Origin of the sequence: Flavihumibacter sp. UBA7668 (assembly GCF_002483205.1) — a bacterium.
GTDB lineage: Bacteria > Bacteroidota > Bacteroidia > Chitinophagales > Chitinophagaceae > Flavihumibacter.
The window spans coordinates 910,810-933,196 of record NZ_DLHM01000004.1; the positions used below are offsets into that span (position 1 = coordinate 910,810).

The 22,387-nt window shown below is 40.9% G+C and carries 14 protein-coding genes; 9 read left to right on the top strand and 5 right to left on the bottom strand.

The features are described from left to right. Nucleotide 1: 1 nt before the first annotated feature. Genes B2746_RS11895 through B2746_RS11905 form a run of 3 tightly spaced genes read left to right on the top strand, consistent with a single transcriptional unit; the run spans nucleotide 2 to nucleotide 3,196 of the window. The gene (locus tag B2746_RS11895; protein WP_290793977.1) at nucleotides 2–1,174 is read left to right on the top strand and encodes a mandelate racemase/muconate lactonizing enzyme family protein; all 1,173 of its coding nucleotides are present in this window, start codon (nucleotides 2–4) and stop codon (nucleotides 1,172–1,174) included. Between the two features lie 20 nt (nucleotides 1,175–1,194). Beyond that, nucleotides 1,195–2,760, top strand: a complete 1,566-nt coding sequence (locus tag B2746_RS11900; protein ID WP_290793980.1) for a sodium:solute symporter family transporter — start codon at nucleotides 1,195–1,197, stop codon at nucleotides 2,758–2,760. A 49-nt stretch (nucleotides 2,761–2,809) separates the two neighbouring features. After that, entirely contained in the window at nucleotides 2,810–3,196 is a 387-nt protein-coding gene (locus B2746_RS11905) for an L-rhamnose mutarotase (protein WP_290793981.1), read from the top strand. A gap of 7 nt (nucleotides 3,197–3,203) precedes the next feature. Here the strand turns inward: B2746_RS11905 and B2746_RS11910 are convergent, their stop codons facing one another. After that, entirely contained in the window at nucleotides 3,204–3,887 is a 684-nt protein-coding gene (locus B2746_RS11910; protein WP_290793983.1) for an AraC family transcriptional regulator, read from the bottom strand. Nucleotides 3,888–4,284: 397 nt separating this feature from the next. Here B2746_RS11910 and B2746_RS11915 point away from each other — a divergent pair, with 397 nt between their 5' ends. The 4 genes from B2746_RS11915 to B2746_RS11930 all read left to right on the top strand — a co-directional run bounded on the left by B2746_RS11915 (nucleotide 4,285) and on the right by B2746_RS11930 (nucleotide 13,939). Beyond that, nucleotides 4,285–7,410 (top strand): SusC/RagA family TonB-linked outer membrane protein, encoded by a 3,126-nt coding sequence (locus tag B2746_RS11915; protein WP_290793986.1) that lies wholly within the window; start codon nucleotides 4,285–4,287, stop codon nucleotides 7,408–7,410. 20 nt (nucleotides 7,411–7,430) lie between these two features. Continuing rightward, nucleotides 7,431–9,248, top strand: coding sequence for a RagB/SusD family nutrient uptake outer membrane protein (locus B2746_RS11920; RefSeq protein ID WP_290793989.1), 1,818 nt, complete (start codon nucleotides 7,431–7,433; stop codon nucleotides 9,246–9,248). Nucleotides 9,249–9,311: 63 nt separating this feature from the next. Continuing rightward, nucleotides 9,312–11,576 carry a hypothetical protein gene (locus B2746_RS11925; RefSeq protein WP_290793992.1) on the top strand — a complete coding sequence of 755 codons (2,265 nt, stop codon included), beginning with the start codon at nucleotides 9,312–9,314 and terminating at the stop codon, nucleotides 11,574–11,576. 17 nt (nucleotides 11,577–11,593) lie between these two features. Then, nucleotides 11,594–13,939, top strand: a complete 2,346-nt coding sequence (locus B2746_RS11930) for a hypothetical protein (RefSeq protein ID WP_290793995.1) — start codon at nucleotides 11,594–11,596, stop codon at nucleotides 13,937–13,939. 134 nt (nucleotides 13,940–14,073) lie between these two features. Here the strand turns inward: B2746_RS11930 and B2746_RS11935 are convergent, their stop codons facing one another. Continuing rightward, nucleotides 14,074–14,241, bottom strand: a complete 168-nt coding sequence (locus B2746_RS11935) for a hypothetical protein (RefSeq protein ID WP_290793997.1) — start codon at nucleotides 14,239–14,241, stop codon at nucleotides 14,074–14,076. Nucleotides 14,242–14,260: 19 nt separating this feature from the next. Between B2746_RS11935 and B2746_RS11940 the strand changes: the two genes are divergently transcribed. Continuing rightward, nucleotides 14,261–14,767 carry a helix-turn-helix domain-containing protein gene (locus B2746_RS11940; protein WP_290793999.1) on the top strand — a complete coding sequence of 169 codons (507 nt, stop codon included), beginning with the start codon at nucleotides 14,261–14,263 and terminating at the stop codon, nucleotides 14,765–14,767. 65 nt (nucleotides 14,768–14,832) lie between these two features. After that, nucleotides 14,833–15,384 (top strand): dihydrofolate reductase family protein, encoded by a 552-nt coding sequence (locus B2746_RS11945; protein ID WP_290794002.1) that lies wholly within the window; start codon nucleotides 14,833–14,835, stop codon nucleotides 15,382–15,384. A 24-nt stretch (nucleotides 15,385–15,408) separates the two neighbouring features. Here B2746_RS11945 and B2746_RS11950 read toward each other — a convergent pair whose 3' ends face one another. The 3 genes from B2746_RS11950 to B2746_RS11960 are packed head-to-tail and all read right to left on the bottom strand — an operon-like array spanning nucleotide 15,409 to nucleotide 22,352. Beyond that, complete coding sequence (locus B2746_RS11950) at nucleotides 15,409–17,487, bottom strand: hypothetical protein (RefSeq protein ID WP_290794005.1); 2,079 nt, start codon at nucleotides 17,485–17,487, stop codon at nucleotides 15,409–15,411. A gap of 10 nt (nucleotides 17,488–17,497) precedes the next feature. Further along, the gene (locus tag B2746_RS11955; protein WP_290794007.1) at nucleotides 17,498–18,934 is read right to left on the bottom strand and encodes a SusD/RagB family nutrient-binding outer membrane lipoprotein; all 1,437 of its coding nucleotides are present in this window, start codon (nucleotides 18,932–18,934) and stop codon (nucleotides 17,498–17,500) included. A 10-nt stretch (nucleotides 18,935–18,944) separates the two neighbouring features. Further along, nucleotides 18,945–22,352: a SusC/RagA family TonB-linked outer membrane protein gene (locus B2746_RS11960; protein WP_290794010.1), complete on the bottom strand. Its 3,408-nt coding sequence runs from the start codon at nucleotides 22,350–22,352 to the stop codon at nucleotides 18,945–18,947. Nucleotides 22,353–22,387 lie beyond the last annotated feature (35 nt).

The window sequence follows — 22,387 nt, forward strand, 5'->3', positions numbered from 1 at the left end:
AATGCATCAAATCGACCTGGAAACCTTTTCTATCCAACGTGTACAATTAAGAGTACTTGAACCCGTTCCTACTGTTACTCCCTTTCAGGATGCAACTATGGGACCTTTTAATAAATTTGGTCTGTCTATCCTTACAATTGAAGATGAAGATGGAAATATTGGTGAAGCACCAATATTTAATACCTATATAAACATTTTAGAAAAATGTTTATTTCCGATATTATTTTATAACGATGGGTTGCCTTATAAAGAATTATTCAAATTGTTGTATTGGTCGATTCGAAATGAGGGATTCAGAGGGCAGGCGGCTGCATTACTGGGTCAGTTGGATCTGGCACTATATGATCTCGCGGCCCGCAGGAAGGGGCTGCCGATGTATAAATTTTTAAACGCAGACAGAAACTGGGCAAGAATGTATGGAAGTGGGGGAGGAACCAATTACAGTTTCAAGGAACTGGAAGAAGAAATCGGGAAATTTCTGGATGCAGGTGCAGATTGCGTTAAAATGAAAATCGGCCGTAATTTCGGAACTGACATGGTAAAAGACGTTGAGCGGATAAAGTTTGTCAGAAGCTTAATCGGAAATCAGGTAGCACTGGCTGTGGATGCCAATCAGATATGGACATTAAGCCAGTCGATTGAATTTTTAAACAAAGTGTCTGACCTTGATATCGCCTGGTTGGAAGAGCCCATACACTCCGCTGCCTATGCAGACATAGAAGAACTTTGCAAACAATCCAATACAAAAATTGCTTATGGCGAATCTGAACGGTCCGGAAAAATGTTTCCCGCTCTTGTTAATGCCGGAGTTAAACACCTGCAGCCAGTACCTACACATTTAGGTGGTATTCAGGAATGGAAAGAAGTGCGTGATCTGGCAGTAAAACAGGGTATCGATTTTTCTTCAGGCGGTTATTCCCTGTATACAGCCTCTTTCCTTGCCACTGCTCCTGAAAAATGTCCTGTTGAATACCTGTATTCCATCATGTTTGGTCTCGAAGAATATTTTATGGTCAAACCTGATTGGAAAAATGGAAAATATATTTTTCCTGAAGTAGAGGGACTGCCCATACGAATTGATTGGGATTATTGGAGTAATAACAGGAAAATTATAGTGCATCGAATCTGGAGTAAAGACAATGTTATGAAATATTCTCCGGTAGTTAATATGTAACAGGCTTAAAGAAACAACTGATGAAAATTACACTTTCGACATTGGATTTTATCGTATTGGTAGTTTATATAATACTGCTACTATTGATCGGATTCTATCTGAACAGAAAGTCTGCAAAGAGTAATGCCGATATTTTTCTTGGTGGCAGAATGTTACGGTGGTGGCAAATTGGGTTGAGTTTGTTCAGCGCAAACGCCGGACCAATGATGTTAATAGGTTTTGCCGGTATAGGATTTTCGCATGGTGTGGTAGGAAGTAATTTTGAATGGCTGGCCTGGATATTTCTTCTTATCCTGGCTATGTTTTTTCTGCCACATTACCTCGCTACAAAAATCAGTACAATGCCACAGTTTCTAAAACTGAGGTTCGGAAATCGCTGTTATAATTTTCTTACTATATACAGTTTAATTTCCATTCTGCTGGTTTGGTTGGGTAGTGCATTGTACGCAGGCGGCTTAATCATCTCCCAGATTTTTGGCTGGCCATTGATGTATTCTGTGATTGTGGTAACCATTATAGCAACAAGTTTTACTGCTGTAGGCGGATTAAAAGCGGTGGTTCGAACCGGTATTTTTCAATCGGTCATAATTATAGTTTCCTCTATCATTTTGTCGTGGCTTGCGTTGAAACAAATTGGTGGTATCGACCGTTTTGTAACTGCCGTTCCGGATGATTACTGGAAATTATTCAGACCGGCTTCAGATCCTCAATATTCCTGGATAGCTATCATTACCGGTTATCCTGTAGTTGCCATTTATTACTGGTGTGCAGATCAAACTATTGTACAGAAAGTACTGGCGGCAAAAAATTTGAAAGAAGGTCAATTCGGTGCTTTGTTGCTGGCAGTACTAAAAATAATTATGCCGCTGATCTTTATATTTCCAGGAATGATGTGTTATGTGTTATACAGGGATCTGGCACAGGAAGATAATGCCTATATAACACTGGTGACGAATTTGATGCCAGCCGGATTATTAGGGTTATGCCTTGCTGCAATTATTGCTGCATTAATAGATACGGTTTCATCCGGATTGAATTCTTTCAGTACTGTTTTTACATTAGATATTGCGGGCAGAATTTGGGAATTGGATGATAAAGCAAGAATTCGTATAGGTAAATGGATTACTGTGGTAGCTGGTCTGTTAGCAATTGGTATTGCTTTTCTTTTTTCCAGATCAGGGAAAGGTTTTTTTGAATTAAGTCAGGGTATGGTTTCTATTCTGGCACCCCCTCTTTCAGTGGTGTTTATAACAGGTATTCTTTGGAAAAGAATGAATAGTACAGCAGCAGAATTTGTATTGTATGGGGGAGGGTTGATTTGTTTGCTGGTCGGTATTTGTAATGTGTTAAATCTTCCCTATGCAGGCTTCTGGCCACATTTTCTGATTTTATCTGTTTATCTTTTTGTTGGATTATTGACGGTAGCTGTTTTTGTATCTATGGTATACAAACCTGCCCTTATTCCTACATCATTACCTACCCTGCTTGAAACTGACAAAACAAATGGAAAAGAATTGAGAATGGTTTGGTTGGGATGGATATTGCTAGGACTATTCATGTTGTTTATTTATTGGAACTTTAGATAAGAGGAGAATAATAATATCAAAAATATCTACGATGAGGTACCTGTTCTGTATGCTGTTAATTTTAACTATTATCTCCTGTAAGGAGATAAAGGAAGAACAACATCTATTTGTGGTAATGATTCATCCGGACAATAAAAAATTAGCCGAATACCTCGAGTATCATAAAAATATCTGGCCTGAAGTGGAAGCCGGGTTTAAAAAAGCAGGATATCGCGAAATAAAACTATTCAGGTACCAACATGTGGTTGTAATGACCGTTACTGTTCCCATTGACGCTGATTTGGGTGAAATGGGTAAATTGGCAGAATCAAGTGATAAACGATGTGCAGAATGGAATCGGTTGATGGAAAATTATCAAATAGGCATACCTGGAACAGAAAAAGGACAGAAGTGGGTGGAAGTAAATGAATTTTATTCGTTTAAAAACCCGGATTGATTCATTATTAAATTTCATCTGTATCTGACATCTGATAGCGTTTTAAAAATTGCTTGGGTGATATTCCATGGGTTTCTTTAAAATGCTTATTGAAGTTGGAAATATTATTGTAGCCACTGTTATAGCAGGCTTCAGATACATTGTGCGTATGTTCCAATAATAGCTTGGATGCATGGCCAATCCGTAATTCTTTGATAAAGGCAGTCAGTGTACGTCCTGTTTTGGATTTGAAGAAACGACAAAATGCAGAGGAAGACATTGGTATGATAGCTGCTACTTCCTCCAGTGTAATATTATTTCTGAAATTCTTGAAAATGTATTCAAAAACATTATTAATATTATTCGCTTCATTGGAACTTTCAATTATGTTGCAGCCAGGTGAACTTAACTGATGAGCTGTAGGTGAACCTGCCATTAAATCCAATAACTGTAAAAGTAATGCCGCTCTGATAAGCCCTTTTTCATACAACATTTGCTGCATGATCATTTTGGCTTTGATAATCGTTTCACCGGAGAATAAGATTCCATTTGCTGCATCCGCAAACAATTGCTTCAGATGTTTGGCTTCCGGTTTGCAATAGATTTCATCTCCCAGAAAATTGGGAAAAAAATGAATAATTATTGCGTGAGCAGGAGCATGCTCATCAATGGTTTGATAGTATTGCCAGCAATGGGGAAGATAACTAGCCATCAGTACTAATTCAGTTCCTTCAAAATCTGCTATGTGATCACCAATGAATCGCTTTCCGCTGCAGTTTTCTAATAATGCTATCTCATAATTAACATGGCAGCGAAAAGACTGATATTTTTTAATTTCTAAAAATTCAGATCGAATTGTGAAAGATTGATCAGGAGGGAAAGTGAAGTTTTCGTATATGAATTGCATTGCTCAGTTATGGCTTTTTGAAACTGGTTTTGAAAAGATACTGATAATACATCGGTTTTTATAAAAAAATTAATCCTGCAAAAATAGCATCAAACCTAGTCAATTTCATTGTTGGGGCAGTTGGTTTATTTAACAAATTTTAGGGTACTTAATTATTCCCTTAAGACAAGGTTCATTTTAGCCAAATTCTAACTATTTATTTATGAGTAAACTAACGAAATTGCTATTTACTGCAATCTGTATCGGCTGTTTTACGCTTCTTTCTCTTGCCGCTTTGGCACAGGGAAATGTAAAAATTACAGGCCGTGTAGTTGCTTCCGAAGACCAGGCTCCATTACAGGGAGCTACTATTGTTGTTGATGGTACGAATACAACAATACTTTCAGATGCAGATGGAAGATTTGAAATTAGTGTACCAAAAAATGCCCGACTGTCTGTTTCTATGGTTGGATTTCAGACTGGAAAATTTACCGCAGGAAACCTCCCTTTACTAATTGAATTAACCAGGAAGGATGGTAGTATGGAGGAATTGGTTGTGGTAGGATATGGAACACAAAAGCGGGAATTACTGACGGGTTCCGTGGTAACTATGAAGATGGATGAACCCCGCCGTAATACCCCAACTACATCATTAGGTAATCTTCTTGCCGGGCAAATGGCCGGAGTTCGGGTAGGTACGCCAAATGGAATTCCTGGAACACAGCCCGGTATAAGTGTAAGGGTTGGAACTTCGTTTAATGCGCAGAATGTATTATTTGTGATCGATGGAAAAGTAAGCGGTGCAGGTGATTTCAATAACCTTAGTCCAAATGATATAGAAAACATTTCAGTACTTAAAGATGCGGCCTCTTCAGCAGTTTATGGATCAAGAGCAGCAGGTGGTGTAATTGTTGTAACAACACGCCGGGGTAAATCCGGAAAACCACAGATCAACTATTCCTTCAGCACCGGTTTTGAAAAACGAGGGAAAAATGCGGAGTTGACCAGTGCGGTGGAAACCGGTGAATTGTATAATAGAATCAATCCAACTTCTGATCCTGCCGGGTGGAAATGGACGGAGGATGATCTTGAATATTTCCGGGGTATCAACAATGGATGGGGCTATGACCAGCTGGATGCTGTATGGAAAGATCCTTCAACAACAGCTCATAATCTGGGGATTTCCGGTGGTGGAGACAAAATCAAATATTTTGTTGGAGGCTCCTATATCAAACAGGGTGCATTCATGAAAAACCTGACCTATGATAAGTATAATCTTCGCGCTAATATTACAGCAGACCTGACTAAAAATTTAAGTCTGTTTGCCGGACTAACGGTGAACAATAATCTTACGTATTCGCCAACGAATACATCCATAGGTGATATACAAGGAATTTATCGAAAGCAATTGCTCTGGCAACCAGATCAGCCAGTGTGGACCGACGGTGGTAACCCGATCGATTATGGCTGGATCGGAAATGTTGGAGCAGAGGTTCGCGGAGATGGTGGGTATATTAAGGGAAATGCAATCAAACCAATTCTTAACCTTCAGGCTACCTATCGGATTCCGGCTATTAAAGGATTAAGTGCTTCTGCCCAGTTTAATAAATCCTATACCAATAACCGAAGTAAATCCTACATGAAACAATATAACATGTGGGTAATGAAAAAAACCGGACTCCATCAGATCAGTACGGATGACAATGATCTGATTACGCTCAAAAGATCCTCTCAGGTGGGTAGAAGTTTTATAAGAGAAGATTATGGATGGAGCAATGATTATCAGTTAAATTTTCAAATAAGCTATGACCGAACCTTCAATTCTGTTCATAATATAAAAAGCTGGTTGATTTATGAAAAAGCCGAAGCAAAAGGTGGTGGCATTTTTGCCGGACGTGAAAGTTTTCCTGTTTATTTAACCGATCAGTGGTGGGCAGCCAGTGGCGATCGTCTGGATAGTTATGCCAATGGAACCCCCGAATTTATTACCGGTAGAAAATCCTGGGTTGGTCAGTTTTTTTATGATTATGATAATAAATACATGACGAGTTTCGCATATCGATATGATGGATCCATGAATTTTTCGCCTGACCAGCGATGGGGATTCTTTCCTTCAGCATCTGCAGGATGGATTATTTCCAAAGAAAATTTTTTCAGTAAGGTGAAAAATGTAGAATTATTGAAATTACGCGCTTCTGCCGGATTGGTTGGTAACGATGGCATTGGCGGATGGCAATGGTTGCAATCCTATTCCTCAGCCAATTCAGCTTTCTTCGGAACTAACGGAGTAACGAATCCGGGTATTACCTATGGCTCTCTCGTTAATACTAATTTAACCTGGGAAAAATCCATGAATTATAATATTGGAGTGGATATTAATTTCCTTCAGCATTTTACAGCAAGTCTGGAATATTATAAAACGAGAACCTATGATATTCTGGGTAGCCGGATTAATTCCGTTCCACCCACTTTTAGCAGATCCATTCCTGCCTCCAATTATGGAGAGATCAAAGCAAGTGGAATTGAAGCAATGATAGGATATAGAAACAATTCCGGTCAGCTTAATTATTATACCAATGTAAATCTGGCCTATGGAAATGCCAATTATGTAATACAGGATCAGAATATCACCTATCCATGGCAAAAAAATCCGGGCAATTCAACCACGCGAATTACAGGTTATGAGGTAGACGGTATGATAAGGACGCAGGCAGATCTTGATAAATTATTGGCTGCCAATCCAACTTATAAGTGGAACGGTGTTTCCCCTGCATTGGGGCAGCTTATCTACAAAGACTTAAGCGGTTTGGATGGAAAACCGGATGGTATAATTGATAACTGGGATATAACAACACTAAAGAAAAAAAATAATCCGATTTCAGTTGGCCTGAACCTGGGCTTGGAATGGAAAGGCTTTTCCATAGATGCTACATTCAGCGGAAATTTTAATCAGTTCCGATATGTTAATAACCTGGTAACCGGCAACGTGGAATGGAACCGTATGTGGCGTAATTGGTATACTAATGGCTGGTCTGAGCAAAATCCTACTGGAAGCTTGCCAAAACGATATTCTATTAATGACGGTACACAGTGGGTAACCAATTCTGAAAGCAGTTTTTGGTTGGAAAATTCAAGTTTTCTCAGAATGCGTTTATTAAATGTGGGCTATCAGATACCTGACCGCTACGTTCATAAAATCGGAATGCAGGGGCTCAAATTATTCTTTAGCGGTTCCAATTTATTCATGATCAGCAGGTTTGGAAAGAATTTCTATGATCCGGAATTAGGTGATGGATTCTCTTATCCGACGATGAAAAATTTCAATTTCGGTGTTAATGTATCGCTATAAGTAGTAAAAAAAGTAACAGTATGAAAATGCAAATAAATATAAAAGGAATGCTAACCTGGCTGATGGCTGCCGGAGTGCTACTTGCTTCCTGTAAAAAGGGGTTGGATTATGAAAATACGAATTCGATCGTTCCGGATAATGTTTGGAAAGATCCGGTTATGATCAAAGCTTTTCTGAATGATATTTATGGCGGACAAATGCCCGGCTGGCCTTTTAATGGAAATGCAACAGATGAGGGTATCTCTGTAGCTAAGAGTTTGGGTAATTATCAACGAGGAATTATTTCAGTTGATGCTACCACTTCCGCACTGAATTATACTTTTATTGATCGGGTAAATTATTTTCTTGATGAAATGGAAGTTTTACCGGCCGGTGTTTTAACGGAAGGGGAGAAAAACCAGCACATTGGTGAAGCTAAGTTCTGGAGAGCATGGACCTATTGGGGCATGGTCAATAATGTGGGCGGTGTTCCGATTATATTACATAAGCAGAATGCCAAGGATGTGCAAGGGCTATTTAAACCCAGGAATAAAACTTCTGAATGCATTGACCAGATTATAAAGGATCTTGATAGTGCCATTCTTCTCTTACCAGGTGTATATGGCAATACGGCTATTGATTATGGCCGCATTACAAAAGTGGCTGCCATGGCAATGAAAGGTCGTGTGCTACTCAGCTATGCAAGTCCTCTATTTAATCCAGCCAATAATCAGACTCGCTGGCAGGCTGCTTATGATGCCTGTAAAGCAGCTGTTGACTTTGGTATTTCGCAAGGCCATACCCTCCATCCCGATTTCCGTAAAATCTGGTACCAGGAAAGAAATAAGGAGGTCATAATGGTAAATCAGTTTTATCATCCCGGGCATGCGGTTAATTTTAATGTAATCCGGCCCGAGCCATTGACAAAAGATGCTTCCAATGCAAATCAACCAATATTATCCCTTTTGCTTTCTTTCCCAAAGCGGGATGGTTCTGCCCTGGAGTTTGATAAAGATCAACTGAATGACCCTGCATATAATGCGCAATTCCTGAATGATTTCTATACCAACAGAGATGACCGCTTTTATTCAACCGTATTTTTTGGTGGCTCACCCTATCCAACCCCGGATGAAGTTTCCCCAGTTTACATAAAAGGAAATAGTTTCTGGAATGTTTGGAAATGGGATGCAGCGAACAGTAAATATGAAAATTTACTCAGTACGATCCATTCTTCCATGCCGGGAAATGCAGGCATTACCGGTTTTTTCCAACGTAAGGGGTTGGATACAACACTTGTAGCTGCCTTATCCAACCAGGGGCAAACAGACTGGATTGAAATGAGGTTTGCAGAGCTCCTGATGAACTATGGCGAAGCTGCCAATGAATTGGGTAAAACCAACGAAGCACTACAGGTGCTGAAAGATATTCGCCATCGGGCAGGTATCTCTGCAGGAGTTGATGGTAACTATGGAATAACTGCAACATCCACCGCAGATCTTCGGGAATCCTATATAAAAGAGCGTCAGGTTGAGTTTGCTTTTGAAAACAAGCGATTTGGAGATCTGCGCCGGTGGAAGCGGTATGATATCCTGAATAACCAGGGTGCACGCCATGGTTTGTATATAACTATTAAAGACGGTGAAGCATTACCATTGCCTACCGACAATATTATGACGGCATCCGTTCGTTCAAAGTTTTCCGCCCGCTATATAGATAACCTGGATGGAGATGAAACCTTTAAATTTAACTTTGATTTGAATCATTGGTTTTATGCCATTCCACCCAATCAGATTTCCCAGTCTAAAAATATACTGGAACAGAACAATGAATGGGGTGGAAGTTTCGATCCACTTCAATAAACAAATTCTCCCACCCGATGGGCATCCTTCGGGTGGGATTCATTCTGAAATAATACGCATCTGATGAAACGTAGCTTATCTCTTATAATCATTTTTATTTTGACCACAGAGCTGGTTTTTTCTCAATGGAATTTCACAACGGATTATTTTAAGATCCATATTAACAGCAAGGGCTTTATTACAAGTATGAAGAATCGTTCTGCTAAATCTGAACGTGAATTTAGTCCGTCTGAAAAACCATCGCCTTTAATGCTGCTCTTTAATGGTGTCACAAAAAAATATTATGAACCGGTAAAAGCAACCTATCAGACAAGATCAAAACAGTTTACCCTAACGTATTCAAACGGGTCAATTGCACAGGTTTTAGTGGAGTCCCGTAAAAAATATTTCCGACTGACGCTGTTGTCATTATCGAATCGAGAAGAAATTGAAGCTATTCAATGGGGTGCCTATAACACCAATATAACGAACCTGATGGGTGAGATTATCGGGGTAGCCAGAGACACCAGTGAGGCAGTCAATTATGCAATTGGACTGCTTGCATTAAATGATAATACACTGGGTGGATTGGCTACCACGGTTGGAGATGCTGCACCTTTTCAATATATCATTCATTCACCGGATCCCAAACGATATCCCTTACCCGATAGTTTGAAAGAAGGGCAGGTCTTCAGTTTGGGTGGCAATGGAATCAGCGATGTTGCGTTTTATGCGCATAAAGAACCCTGGTATCGGATTCTTTATGGTGATGCTGCGCAAGTGGATCAAAAGGGTCAGATATCCATTTCCTATCAATCAAGAGACCGGTCTAAAAAACGAGAAGTATTTTTTTCACTGATCCCACACATGCAGGCAAATATTCCTAATCATATTGAAGTACAACCACTGCCAGGTGTGGATTATATCGGATCTTCCGTAGCATTTTATGGGAGCCCGGACAGTTTGGCATTGATGGATGTAATCCGCACTATTGTTGTTTCGGAAAAACTTCCTATGCCAATTTTTAATGGGAAATGGGTGAAAGATCCATCCGGGTTTACACCTGATGCCATGGCCGCAGGAAACCTGAACGACAGTATTATATCTTACACGAAAAGACTTGGATTTAAAGCAATCAGCTTATATGATCAGGGTTTTTTGAGACCTGATAGAGGAAATTCTGGTTTTATTGATGGGATGGATTTCAATCGGAAACCCATTAAACGAATGAACGGGAATTTATCACATAAAGAATTTTCTGACCTCGCTAAAGCTGAAGGTATTATTATCGGCAGAACAACCATTACCAATTCACTTGCTCCGGGTACGCAGGATGCTAGTCCGGTTCCGAGTGATAGTTTGTGTTATCAGCAAAAGAGAATACTTGCCAGGCAAATAAGCCCTACCGATACCATTATTATTGTGGATAATCCGAAATATTTAGATGAGATTGCCAGTTGGGAAGGGCATTGTACCAACTTAAATATGATTAAAATTGGAAAGGAACTGATTCATTATCTCGGTGTCTCGGATCAGCCGCCTTACCGTTTACTAAATGTGAAACGTGGTTATTGGAAAACTACTCCAGCCGCGCATGCAATAGGTGATACTGTTTTAAAATTACAGGTGACTGTCAACTATGGATACGATGGAGTTATTCCAAATATGCAGTTGCAGGATAAGATCGGAGAGTATTATGCAGATGTATGTAAGATTAACGGATTGGCCTATTATGATTTTGATGGACAGGAGTTTTTATTTAATAATGGTCACGGCTATTATTCAACCAAAAGATTTTTTCGGAAAATGTTTGAGCGCGGGGCAAAAATTGGAGTACCCTATATCCGTTTTACCGGCGCCACTTTGTCAGAAGGATCCTGGCATTACCAAAGTATCTGGAATGTTGGCGGAGGTAAAAATTTATACGATCCCACCACCCGTGAATGGGGAAGCACCACCAGTCAGGGAAAAGATTTGCGGGATGTAAGTTATGCTAATTTTTATCCGGTGGGTATGGGTGGAAATTTCGCAATCGGTGCTAAATCTGTGGTGGAAGAATATGAACACATACAGGCAATCTCTGTTGGTGTAGGTACTACCTATAGCCTGGTATTGAACCAGAAAGAGGTGGAAAGCTGTGCTCAAAAAGAGGCCATATTTGCTGTAATCCGTACATGGGAAAATGCAAGGGCCGCCAATGCCTTCCCCCGTTGGCTCAAAACGCAACTGGCTAATCCTTCCAAAAGCTGGCGATTGGAGCAGGGTAGAAATGAAAGTAGTTGGTTGCTGTACCAAATGGTAGATGGCGCTAAAACAGCTCCTATTCAATTAACAAAAGCAGCCGATTAAAAACCGCAACAGACTCTATGCTGTTTAATAAAATAATTCTCGTTGTATCCTCGCTATTGATGGTACAGCACTTGTATGCACAATCTTTTTTTTCCATTGATCAACATTTAAAATCACTGAATGGCAGCATTCAGGTAAGTATTAAAAAATTTAAGGGAACAGAACTGATTGAAGAACATATTGCCACACAGCAGCAACCAAATTTACCGGCCGGTTGGCAGATTCAATTGAAAGCAATTCCAGTAAAAGGACAACCCGGTATGCTGGATATAACTGCCGGTTTCAAACTGCTGTCCGGAATTTCCAACGAAACTGCCGTAAACGTAGATTTTAATTTTTCTGCATGGAGTTCCGAAAACTATGTATTGGTGCCCGCAATCGTTTATAATGGAAATCGTTATCGGTCCATTGGAAATGGGTATAATCCAGATTATCCGGCAGATATGTATTATAATCCGGGTGTACCGCTAACTATTTCAAATAATCCGAGATTATTGATGGAAAAAGGGAAAGCATCGGTTATTGAATTGCAAACCGGAAATACCGCCACCCCGGCCCTTTGTTTTTATTCACCTGGTCAGCAAAAGAGTTTTATGGTGCTGACAGACCAGCAATCCGTTTTTGGTAATCACGGATTGACTATTTCTGAAAATGAAGCAAAGAATCATTGCCGGTTTTCTATAACAGCTCCGGCTATGCGAAAAAAGGCTGCAGGGTTTGGTGATTTTCATGCCAGTGGTGATAAAGCCCCTAACTGGAAAGCCGGAGATGAGGTAAAACTGGTGTTTCGTGTGATGGTAAAATCCTCCAAAAGTATTCCGGATCTGCTAACTGCGTTTATGCAACACCGCAAAATTCTTACCGGACAAAATCAGCCTCGCAACTGGTTGCCAATGAGCCATCTTACAAACCTCTATAAAACTATCAACAGTAATAATTTCAGAGAATTTCCAGTAGGTAATTATTATTTGCCGGAGAACAGCAAAGACTTCCAGTTGGGATGGGTAAGCGGAATGATTAATACCTATCCTATGCTTGCTTTAAAGGATGATACAGAACGAAACCGCGTTGCACAGGAATTGGATTTTGTTGTTTCTAAATTGCAGGGGAGCAGTGGTTATTTCTACGGGGGTATCACAGCGGAAGGAAAAATCAGACCCGAAAAAATGAATCCTGCATTCCCTGAGGTACAGGCTATGGTAAGAAAAAATGCTGATGCACTGTTCTGGTTGCTAAAACATTTCATGTTATTCAGAGCACAGGGATATGAAAAGGAAATTCGTCCGGAATGGGAACTGGCAGCTAAAAAATTGGCAGCAGCTTTTACCCGTACATGGAAGGAAGCCGGAGAATTTGGACAGTACATAGTTCCGGAAACGGGAAAGATTGCAGTTTACAATTCTACTGCCGGAGCCTTAGTTCCCGGGGCAATGGCGATGGCAGCTGACTATTTTATGCGCCCCGAGTGGTTGCAGGTTGCAAAAGAATCAGCCAATTATTATTATGAGCGGGATGTGGTTAAACAGGGGCTAACGGGCGGTGATTGCGGTGACATCTCCATGGATGCGAATTCAGAATCAGCTTTTGGTTTTTTGGAATCATTGATGGCTCTCTATCATTTTACTGGTGATAAAAGCTGGTTGAAAAAAGCGGAAGTCCAGGCGGCGCTTTGTGCCACCTGGACCATCTCCTATGATCCGGTATTTCCTCCCGGAAGCCAGATAGGAAGATTAGGCAGCCGGATGGCTGGTGCAATTTGGGCAAGTATTCAGAATAAACACGCGGCACCAGGAATTTGTACTGCTTCCGGTGATTATTTATTTAAACTTTTTCGGGCAACCGGAAAGGAGATCTATGCTGATTTAATCAGCGATATTCAGCATGCTCAGGCAGAAGCGGTTAATATCCCTCCGGATCATCTTACCACCCATAATTCACCAGGGAGTAGCATGGAACGCATTCAACCCAGTGATGCAGAAGGAAGAAGTAGTATCGGGAATTATATCAATACCCGTAACTCCTGGACTGAAACCAATGGAGCGCTAATGGCCATTGAGTTACCAGGTATCTATGTGCAGCCGGACAAGAAACTGGTGAAAGTGTTTGATCATGTAGAGGTTAGAATTATTGAAAATGGGAAAAATGCAAGGTCGCTGATTGTGAAGAATCCTACATTATTTAATGCCAGGGTCTCCCTTTTTATAGAAAACAGTAAAGATGCAGTTCGGCCATTATCGTATACTTCATTTTTAAACTGGCCAAAAATTGATGTTCCCCCAGGTAAGGAAATTGAACTGCGGATCGATTCAATGAACCCGTCTGGTAAGTATGTTATCAGTTCAGACAGCAAAATATTGCCCTAATTTGTGACATCATTACCTGAGGATTATTGCAGGAGCACAGTTCGCGACTGATTTCAAAGATTTTTTATTTATATAAATAGTGAACCACTTTGGTTCGCAAACCGGTTGAATAATTTATCTATTATGCGACCTTGTTATGGTTGTAAAAAATCCATACGTCGAACCTTAATTAATAAATTATTGAATAGCCTGCTTTCCTGTTGCTTAAGTAAACTGCTATATATTTCTTTATGTTCAAAATTTACGTCGTCAATAAATATACTGGTGGAATAGATATCATGCCAGTTGCCAATTTCTTTCATTATTTTTTCCAGAAGGACTTTGTTAAGTCCAGGTTCTATTTTTTTTGGAGTTTGCTTTAAGCCTGCAGCATTTGCTAATTTTTATAAGTATGCAGATCTGAATGAGCTGACAAATAGTACAATTGAATTGGAACAATCGATTTCACTTCCCAAGGATGAATTAATCAATTCCCCATTTAGTTATTTTAATCAATATTATATTGATCGGATTCGAAATAAAGATGTTCCTCTCCATTCTGTTATAACTGATATTCATAATTCTAATGGAAGGTTGAGTATCTACGAGCTATCTAAAAGAAACTACATCACTACAAGGCAATTAGAACGTTATTTTAAATCGCATATTGGCATGTCGCCAAAGGAATATTCCAATATTGTGCGATTTCAAAAAGCACTTTCTGAGATTAGAAATTTAACCAATAAACGTAGTTTGTCTGATATCGCTGTTGATTGCGGGTTTTATGATCGCTCTCATTTAACCAATGAAATCAAAAGAAATACTGGAATTTCACCTTCTCAACTTTAAATTGTCGTTTTTTTCCAAGAAATTAATAGGCACATGGTATTAATTTTGATGATAACTCTATCAGTATGAAACAAATAATTTTGAATCTTGCCGTAAGTTTAGATGGGTTTATTGAAGGTCCCAATGGTGAAATTGATTGGTGCATAATGGAGGAGGATATGCATTTCGATGCCTTCATTGATAGCATTGACACCATTTTTTATGGAAGAGTTAGTTATGATGCCTGGGGTAATTTTCAACCGGATGAAAATACTCCACCTGCTGAAAAAATAATGTGGCAAGGTATCCACACTAAAAACAAATTCGTTTTTTCCAGTCAGTCCAGATCTGATAAAAAAGCAGAATTTATACATTCAGATATCGAAAACAGAATAGCAGCTATTAAGAAACAGGGTGGGAAAGATATCTGGCTATATGGTGGGGCCAATTTGATAAAATCCTTTATCAGGTTGGGACTTATTGATATCTATAAAATCTCCGTTCATCCGGTTGTATTGGGTAGTGGAAAACCTTTATTCGAAGACCTGGAAAATAGAATCAAACTAGAATTAACAGAAACAAGAATATTTCGGTCAGGGGTAGTTGAATTAACATATAAATTGGACGGGTCAGCTTGACCCGTCCAATTGTCTGACATGGAATCATTTTAACAAACTTCCGTCCAGCACCACAAAACTTCTTGCATCCCTTCCTGCCAATAAAATCAGCTTCCCATCAAGCGCAATTCCATAGGTTTTTTTGATTAAAGGATCCTGCAAAAAATACCGGGCTTTCATTGCCCCTGGGTCAGATATATCAATTGCAAGCATTGAATCATTACTCGAATTGATTACATAAGCTGTATTGTCTTTAATCGAAATTCTACCTGGACCTTTCATTCCCGGATAAGAAAAATAACTGATCTCCTTTGGTTTAAAAGGATCTGAGATATCTGCCGCGAGCACATTACCCGCTGAATACGCAACAACATACAACACTTGATCCTTTATCGCCAAAGCGCAGGTTCCTGCTAATCTGGTACTGTCAAAAATCTGGCTGCTTATGCGTGGTTTAGTTTTGTCCCGTACATCTACTGCAATTACAGAAGAACCCGGACCGTAACCAGCCAGATACACCACCTGCTCTGTCGGCAATACCGCAAATGCTCCATCGCCGGTATGTAAACTGCTAACTATGCGAGGTGCGGCCGGATCGGAAATATCCAATATGTACAACTTGCTCTCCGAACTATGTGTTACATAAGCATAGTTCCCCAACACGGCAATTTTTCTCAATCGTGTATAATCGGATCGATAGGTGGTCAGATAGCCACCTTCACCGCCTACTTTTATGGCACCGGTTTTTACCGGTTTGTAAGGATTTTTGATATTGTACACACTCACGCTGCAATTGGTCATAGATACAACATACAAATGATCCTGGTGAATAGCCACACTAAAAGCATCCAGTATATCCGGATCGCGTAAACTATAGGCCAGTACAGGATTAGCCGGATTTTTGTAATCAATGATTGCAATATTGTTTCCATCGCGACAAGGGATATACGCAAAATTCTTATGCACCACAATATCCTCCGGATCCATTAATTCGGAAAAGTCAACCAGACTTCCCACCACCGCTTTTTTCATCGGGCGAAGCAACTCGGGATCAATGCCCGTTTCTCTTTTCTGGTAACTGTTTATGGTTTCATACAACCAGATTCTGGAAATCGCTTTGCGGATGATATGTCCTTTACTGGTTCCTGCCAGCACAATGATGGAATCCCGCTGATCAAGCCGGATCCCATGATCTAACCAATCACCCTCGGCGCCCGAAGGCAGGCCGCCAATATCAAACCAGTCTGTTCCATAGTTCAGCGAAACATGTATCGCACGTTTTCCGGTATAGGTGGAATAGATCACTGCACCATATCCCAAATCAATAAAATCATCTGCAGCATCCGGTAATTTGCCGATTTGTTGCCATTCTTCACCCAGGTTATCACTACGAAATATATTCCCCTCTTTATCGCCTTGTAGAATCCGGTGACTACCCAAATAATCTGTAGCAAATAAATCAGATGAAGTCAGTGTTCCGGCTATATTCCAGGTTTGCCCATCATCAATGCTTTTATATACATTTCCCTGCCAGCCATTTACAATTATTCCATTGCCTACTTTGGTAAATCGATACAGGGCATCTCCGGAAACTGATCCCAAATCTGTCCAGGTTTTTCCCTTATCAACCGACCGATAAATATGGCCGCCTTCTGAATCGGTATCTGTCACCAGAATAGTACCATGATAAGTAACTATGATACTATAACTGGCGGTATATTTTTCCTTGTTTTTATTGGTGGTAAGTGTGTTAAGCAATGTCCAGGTTTTTCCTGCATCCCTGGTGCCAAATACTTCGGCATTTCCGGTTAAGACATACCATTCTTTTTCATTGGCTGATGCAATGCAGGTTATGGCGCTTTCTGTGAGATTGGCCAGGGGCTGCCAGCTAATTCCGTAATCACGTGATATAAATAAGCGTCCTGCAGTTGGATGCCTTGTTCCACATACCACAATTCCATTTCCCATATCACAGATCGCATCGATTCGCCCGCCTTTCACCAGTTCCTGTAAGTTCCATTTTTCAAATTCCTGAAGATAGGCCGGACGTATTTTGGTTGTATCATTGGCTTGTGATGCTGCCGATAGGAGCATTATCAAGAACAGTATATTAATTGATTTCATGAAGTATAATTTAAGGTTGCCACCAAAGTCTTGTATTCAAATCATCGCCCCCCATTTGGGCAACGGCCTGTGCATAATTTTTTGCATTTAATGTTTGCTCCTGTAAGGGATAAGGAATCCTTGCCGGTATTTTTCCATCGTTTACATTGGTTGGTCCAGGTACCAATTGCGGATAGCCGGTTCGCCGATAATCCGACCAGCCTTCAAATCCGGTAAAAAATAAACTGATGAATTTTTGCAGATACAATTGAGGTAAGTTGCCCGTAAAGGCAATGCCTTCCTGCTGTAGAAAATCAGGTGCTATCACAGCTCCCCATTGCGTAAAGGAAGCCTGAATTCCTTTTTCATATAAATTCTTTGCATCGCCCGTAGCAAAGCCTCTCAACACAGCTTCAGCACGAAGAAAATAAACCTCACTGCTGCTCATCCAAACGGCCGGCTCAGTAACTGATTGAAATCTTGTACCCAGGTAACTCTGGTGGTCAAAACCTCCGTTATAATTGGCGGCATCGGTGATTGGGAGCGAATTGGGTAAGCCAACATATTGCGGATTGGTAGTATTGGCAGTGGCATTTGTGGGACGTGTATACTGCATCAACCTGCTATCGTTGTATTTTTTTAAGGTGTCTACAATAAAAGCACTAACGACCTTGTATTTGAAATCAAAGTCCCTGGTTTGTGAAAGTGGATACACATCCGGTAATGCACCACTGTACCTGAATAGTGCATTTTCCTCATTTGTTTCCATAAGGGGATAGGCAGCAGGATCATTCAGCAGTTTTCCGATTTCTGCAGCCGCCTGCAGATCATTGGTATTGGAAGAGCGCATCAGGATCCGCAAATGCAAACTATTGGCGAATTTTTTCCAGCGCAACATATTTCCATTGTAAATCCGGTCGCCTCCCAGTGGCAAACCGGCCTGTAGATCGATCAGGCTATTGGCTTCCTGCAAAAGTGCCACCAAACCTTTGTACACATCCACCTGTGGGTCATAAACCGGCGCTACAATATCGTCTGATAATGCTTTACCAGCTTCCGTAAATGGAATATTTCCATAAACATCTGTCAGGATCTGATAAATATGGGCCTTGATTATTAAAGCGATGGCTTTATAATTGATGAAACCGGGGGATTGATCTGCCATCCGGATGATATCATTCAAATCCCGGAGCCGGTTATACAGTCCATTCCAAACGGGATTGGAATTACCCGGCAATATTTTAAATCGTTGTACTTCGGTAAAAGAATTATTGCTGCAGGTATATTGTACCAATTCATTACTCAATTCAAATGCCTGGTCCACCAGCGTATTGCTGATATTATATTGAACCTGTGGTAATACCACACCAGGGTGCACTTCTACCGGTACATTCGGATTTATATTATCGTATTTCTTGCAGCCAATGGCCAGTACAGCCAGTAGTAGAATGTATAAATAGTTTCGCATGATTACTTGTTTAAAAACTTGCAGTAAGATTTACACCATAAGATCGGGTGGAAGGAAGTTGTGCATTTTCATAACCCGGAATTATCCCGGAACTGATGAACGTAGCTGTTTCCGGATCGATATGGGGCACTTTCGTGAATAGGAAAAGATTTCTTCCAACCAGATTAATTCCCAGTGTTTTGAAAGGCGTTTTGCGCAACAGGGTTGATGGCAGACTGTAACCAAGAGAAAGCTCCCTCAACTTAAAATAAGTGGCATCGAAGGAATTCGTTTCAGCATTCACCCGGTTCAGGTGATCACGATAATAGGTATAAGCCGGAACCCGCACATCATTGGGTACATATTTTCCATCGGTATCCAACTTAACGCCATTGCCAATCAAACCCTCTTCACGTCCGGGTAAGGTATTATCCAAACTGCCCGCTTCCGATCCGGTAGCGTGGGTAAGCGAATAAATAGTACCGCCAATTTTACCATCAAACAAAATACTCAGATTGAAATTAGCAAATCGAAAACTGTTCATGATACCCACTATATAATCCGGATTATAATTGCCGATTTTAATAGGAGAAGTGGTTCGTTGCGGGGTTCCATTCCGATAAATGATTTCACCCGTCTCCGTCCTCTGGTGACCGATTCCATACATATCGCCCATGCGTCCTCCTTCACGGGCTTCTACCGAGATAGCGCCCCGCGAAGCAATTACATAATTACTGATGCCTTCATACAGTGATACTACTTCGCTTCGATTGGCAGATCCGTTCATGTTGATTTCCCAACGTAGTTTTTTCTCAATGGGTACCAGTCGCAAACTCAATTCAACCCCGTGATTGGTGATTTTACCTGCATTCAACACCTTGGCGCTATAACCTGCTGAAGTTGCCAGTGGTACCTGTATAATCTGGTTACGGGTGGTGGTATTGTAATAGGTAAAATCAATGCCAATTCTGTTTTTCAAAAATTTTGCTTCCATCCCTGTTTCAAAAGAAGAACTGATTTCAGGTTTTAGTGCAGCATTGGCAAGGGTGGCCCGGTTCACCACCGATCCGGGCAGGGTGCTATAATCATAGTATTGGCGTGTATTATAGGGATCCGTATCATTCCCAACAGATGCATAGGAAGCACGGAGTTTCCAGTAATTCAGCCAGTTGTTACGAATGCCCAATAAATCTGTCAATACACCGCTTAAAGAAACCGATGGATAGAAATAGGAATTATTTCCTTTGGGCAGGGTGCTGCTCCAGTCATTGCGTCCGGTTATCTGAAGGAAAAGCGAATTCTGGTAATCAAATTCTGCCATTGCATAGAGACTGTTGACCATTTTTGCAGACGTATTCTCCACGGTTTCCGGACGGGAAGCCGCATTTCCCAGATTATATACCCCAGGCAATACCAGTTCCCTTGCAGTTACCCGATTATTATACCGGTTCATTTGCAGGTTGTTTCCACCTGCACTGAGGTTCATCTTAACCCGTGTACCAAGATCAGTATTATAGCGAAGGAGAAAATCAGAATTCTGTTCAAAATAGGTATAGTCTTCCCGCTGATGAAAGCCACGAAGTGCTGTTACCGTACTTTGCGGCTTCCGACTCACTCTTATATCACCTGAATAATCAATTCCGGTGCGTACCATCAGGGAAAGATTTTTCATGATATCATAATCGAGGTGGATATTCCCATAAATCCGGTTACGGTTGAGGGTATTCAGGTGTTCCTGCATCACCATATAGGGATTATCGGCCCAGGTGAAATAGAAATTCTGTTTGATGTCTTTTTGTCCGGGTAACCAGTAATTTTTAAACCAGTTGATATCCGCATTTCGTTCGAACCAGATAAAGGTATAGGTAGGGGAGCTGGCAGCATAACCAACCCCCGGCAGGTTATCACTGTTGGCATTTACATAATTAATATTGGAACGTAAACGCAATTTGGGCGCAATATTGATACCACTATTCACATTTAGCGTATGCCGGTTTAATTCTGTATTGGGAAGGATGCCCGTTTGTCGCAGATTATTATAGGAAATTCTGAAATCGCCGATATCACCGGCTTTCTGCAGAGAGATACCATTGATCAACCCCAATCCATTCTGATAAAAATCACGCACATTATCAGGATGGGCTTTCCAGGGAATGCGGGTGCGATTTCCATTAGCATCCAGCGGCGATCCAAACTGCACATATTCCTGACCGTTAAAACCAACGCCCCAGTTATGTCCGCTGTTGGCAGTACTGGTGCCATCCGGACCGGTACCATATGAATAATATTTCAATCCCACTCCGGTACCACCACCGTATTTATTCTGAAAATCGGGCACCCGTAAAACCGATTCCACATTGGTAGAGGAATTGATGCTGATTCCAAGTTGTTTGTTTTTTGACGCGATTTTAGTCTTGATTACAAGAACCCCATTGGCTGCCCTTGAACCATACAAAGCTGCTGCATTGGGTCCTTTTAACACCGTGATGGATTCAATATCATCCGGATTGATTTCGGATGCACCCGTTCCAAAATCAACAGCTACATCACCCGAGTTGGATCCGTTTACGGTATTGTTAATTGGAACACCATCCACTACAATCAGGGCTTCGTTTTTATTGATATTAAGAGAAGACTCTCCGCGCAGTACCACTCTGGTGGAATTGGCTAGTCCACTTGGGGCATTCACCATGTTGAGTCCGGCTACCTTGCCCTGCAGGGTGCGCAGCATATTGGTTTCCTTAACGGTTTGTAATTGTTCGCCCTTAATATCCTGAGCGGCATAACCCAGTTGTTTTTTATCCCGACTCAGGCCCAGAGCCGTTACTACCACATCCTGCATATTGGCTGATTTTTCGGAGAGGGTGAAGCTTTGTTTCCCGGCCTGGTTAATAGTGAGCGTAATTGTTTCAAAACTGACATGTGAAATACGGAGGGTGGCGGGTAGTTTTGTCAGATTGAATTGAAATCTTCCGGCTTCATCGGAGCGGGTAGTTTCACCGCTGGTTATATTGGTGATGGAAGCATCAGCAACGGGTGTCCCATTCGTATCCAGTACCTCGGCTTCCAGCAGGGTTTCCGTTTTGCTGAGGGTTGGCGCCTGGTTTCTGGTAATCAGGATTATATAGTTTTTTTCTGCGAATTGCAGTCCGCTGTTGGCAGTCAGCCGATTTAGGACAGTGGAAAGTTTTTCATTATTGAAGGATTGGGGAACACGCAGCTGAACTTTGGCAACATCTTCCACCTGGTAGGCGAAATCCAGTGCATATTGTTTTTTGATTTTGGTAAGGGCCTGTACAAAGCCGACATCGGTAATAGTGATACTGATTCGCTGATCGAGTTTGGCGCTTTGTGAAAAGCAGGAAAAACTGAGTGTTGAATAAATAAAATACAGGAGCAGACGGGAGAAAATCCACGATCTTTTTTGGTGCTCTTTCATAAAACCATTTTATTTGAGTTTAGAAAATAGGATGC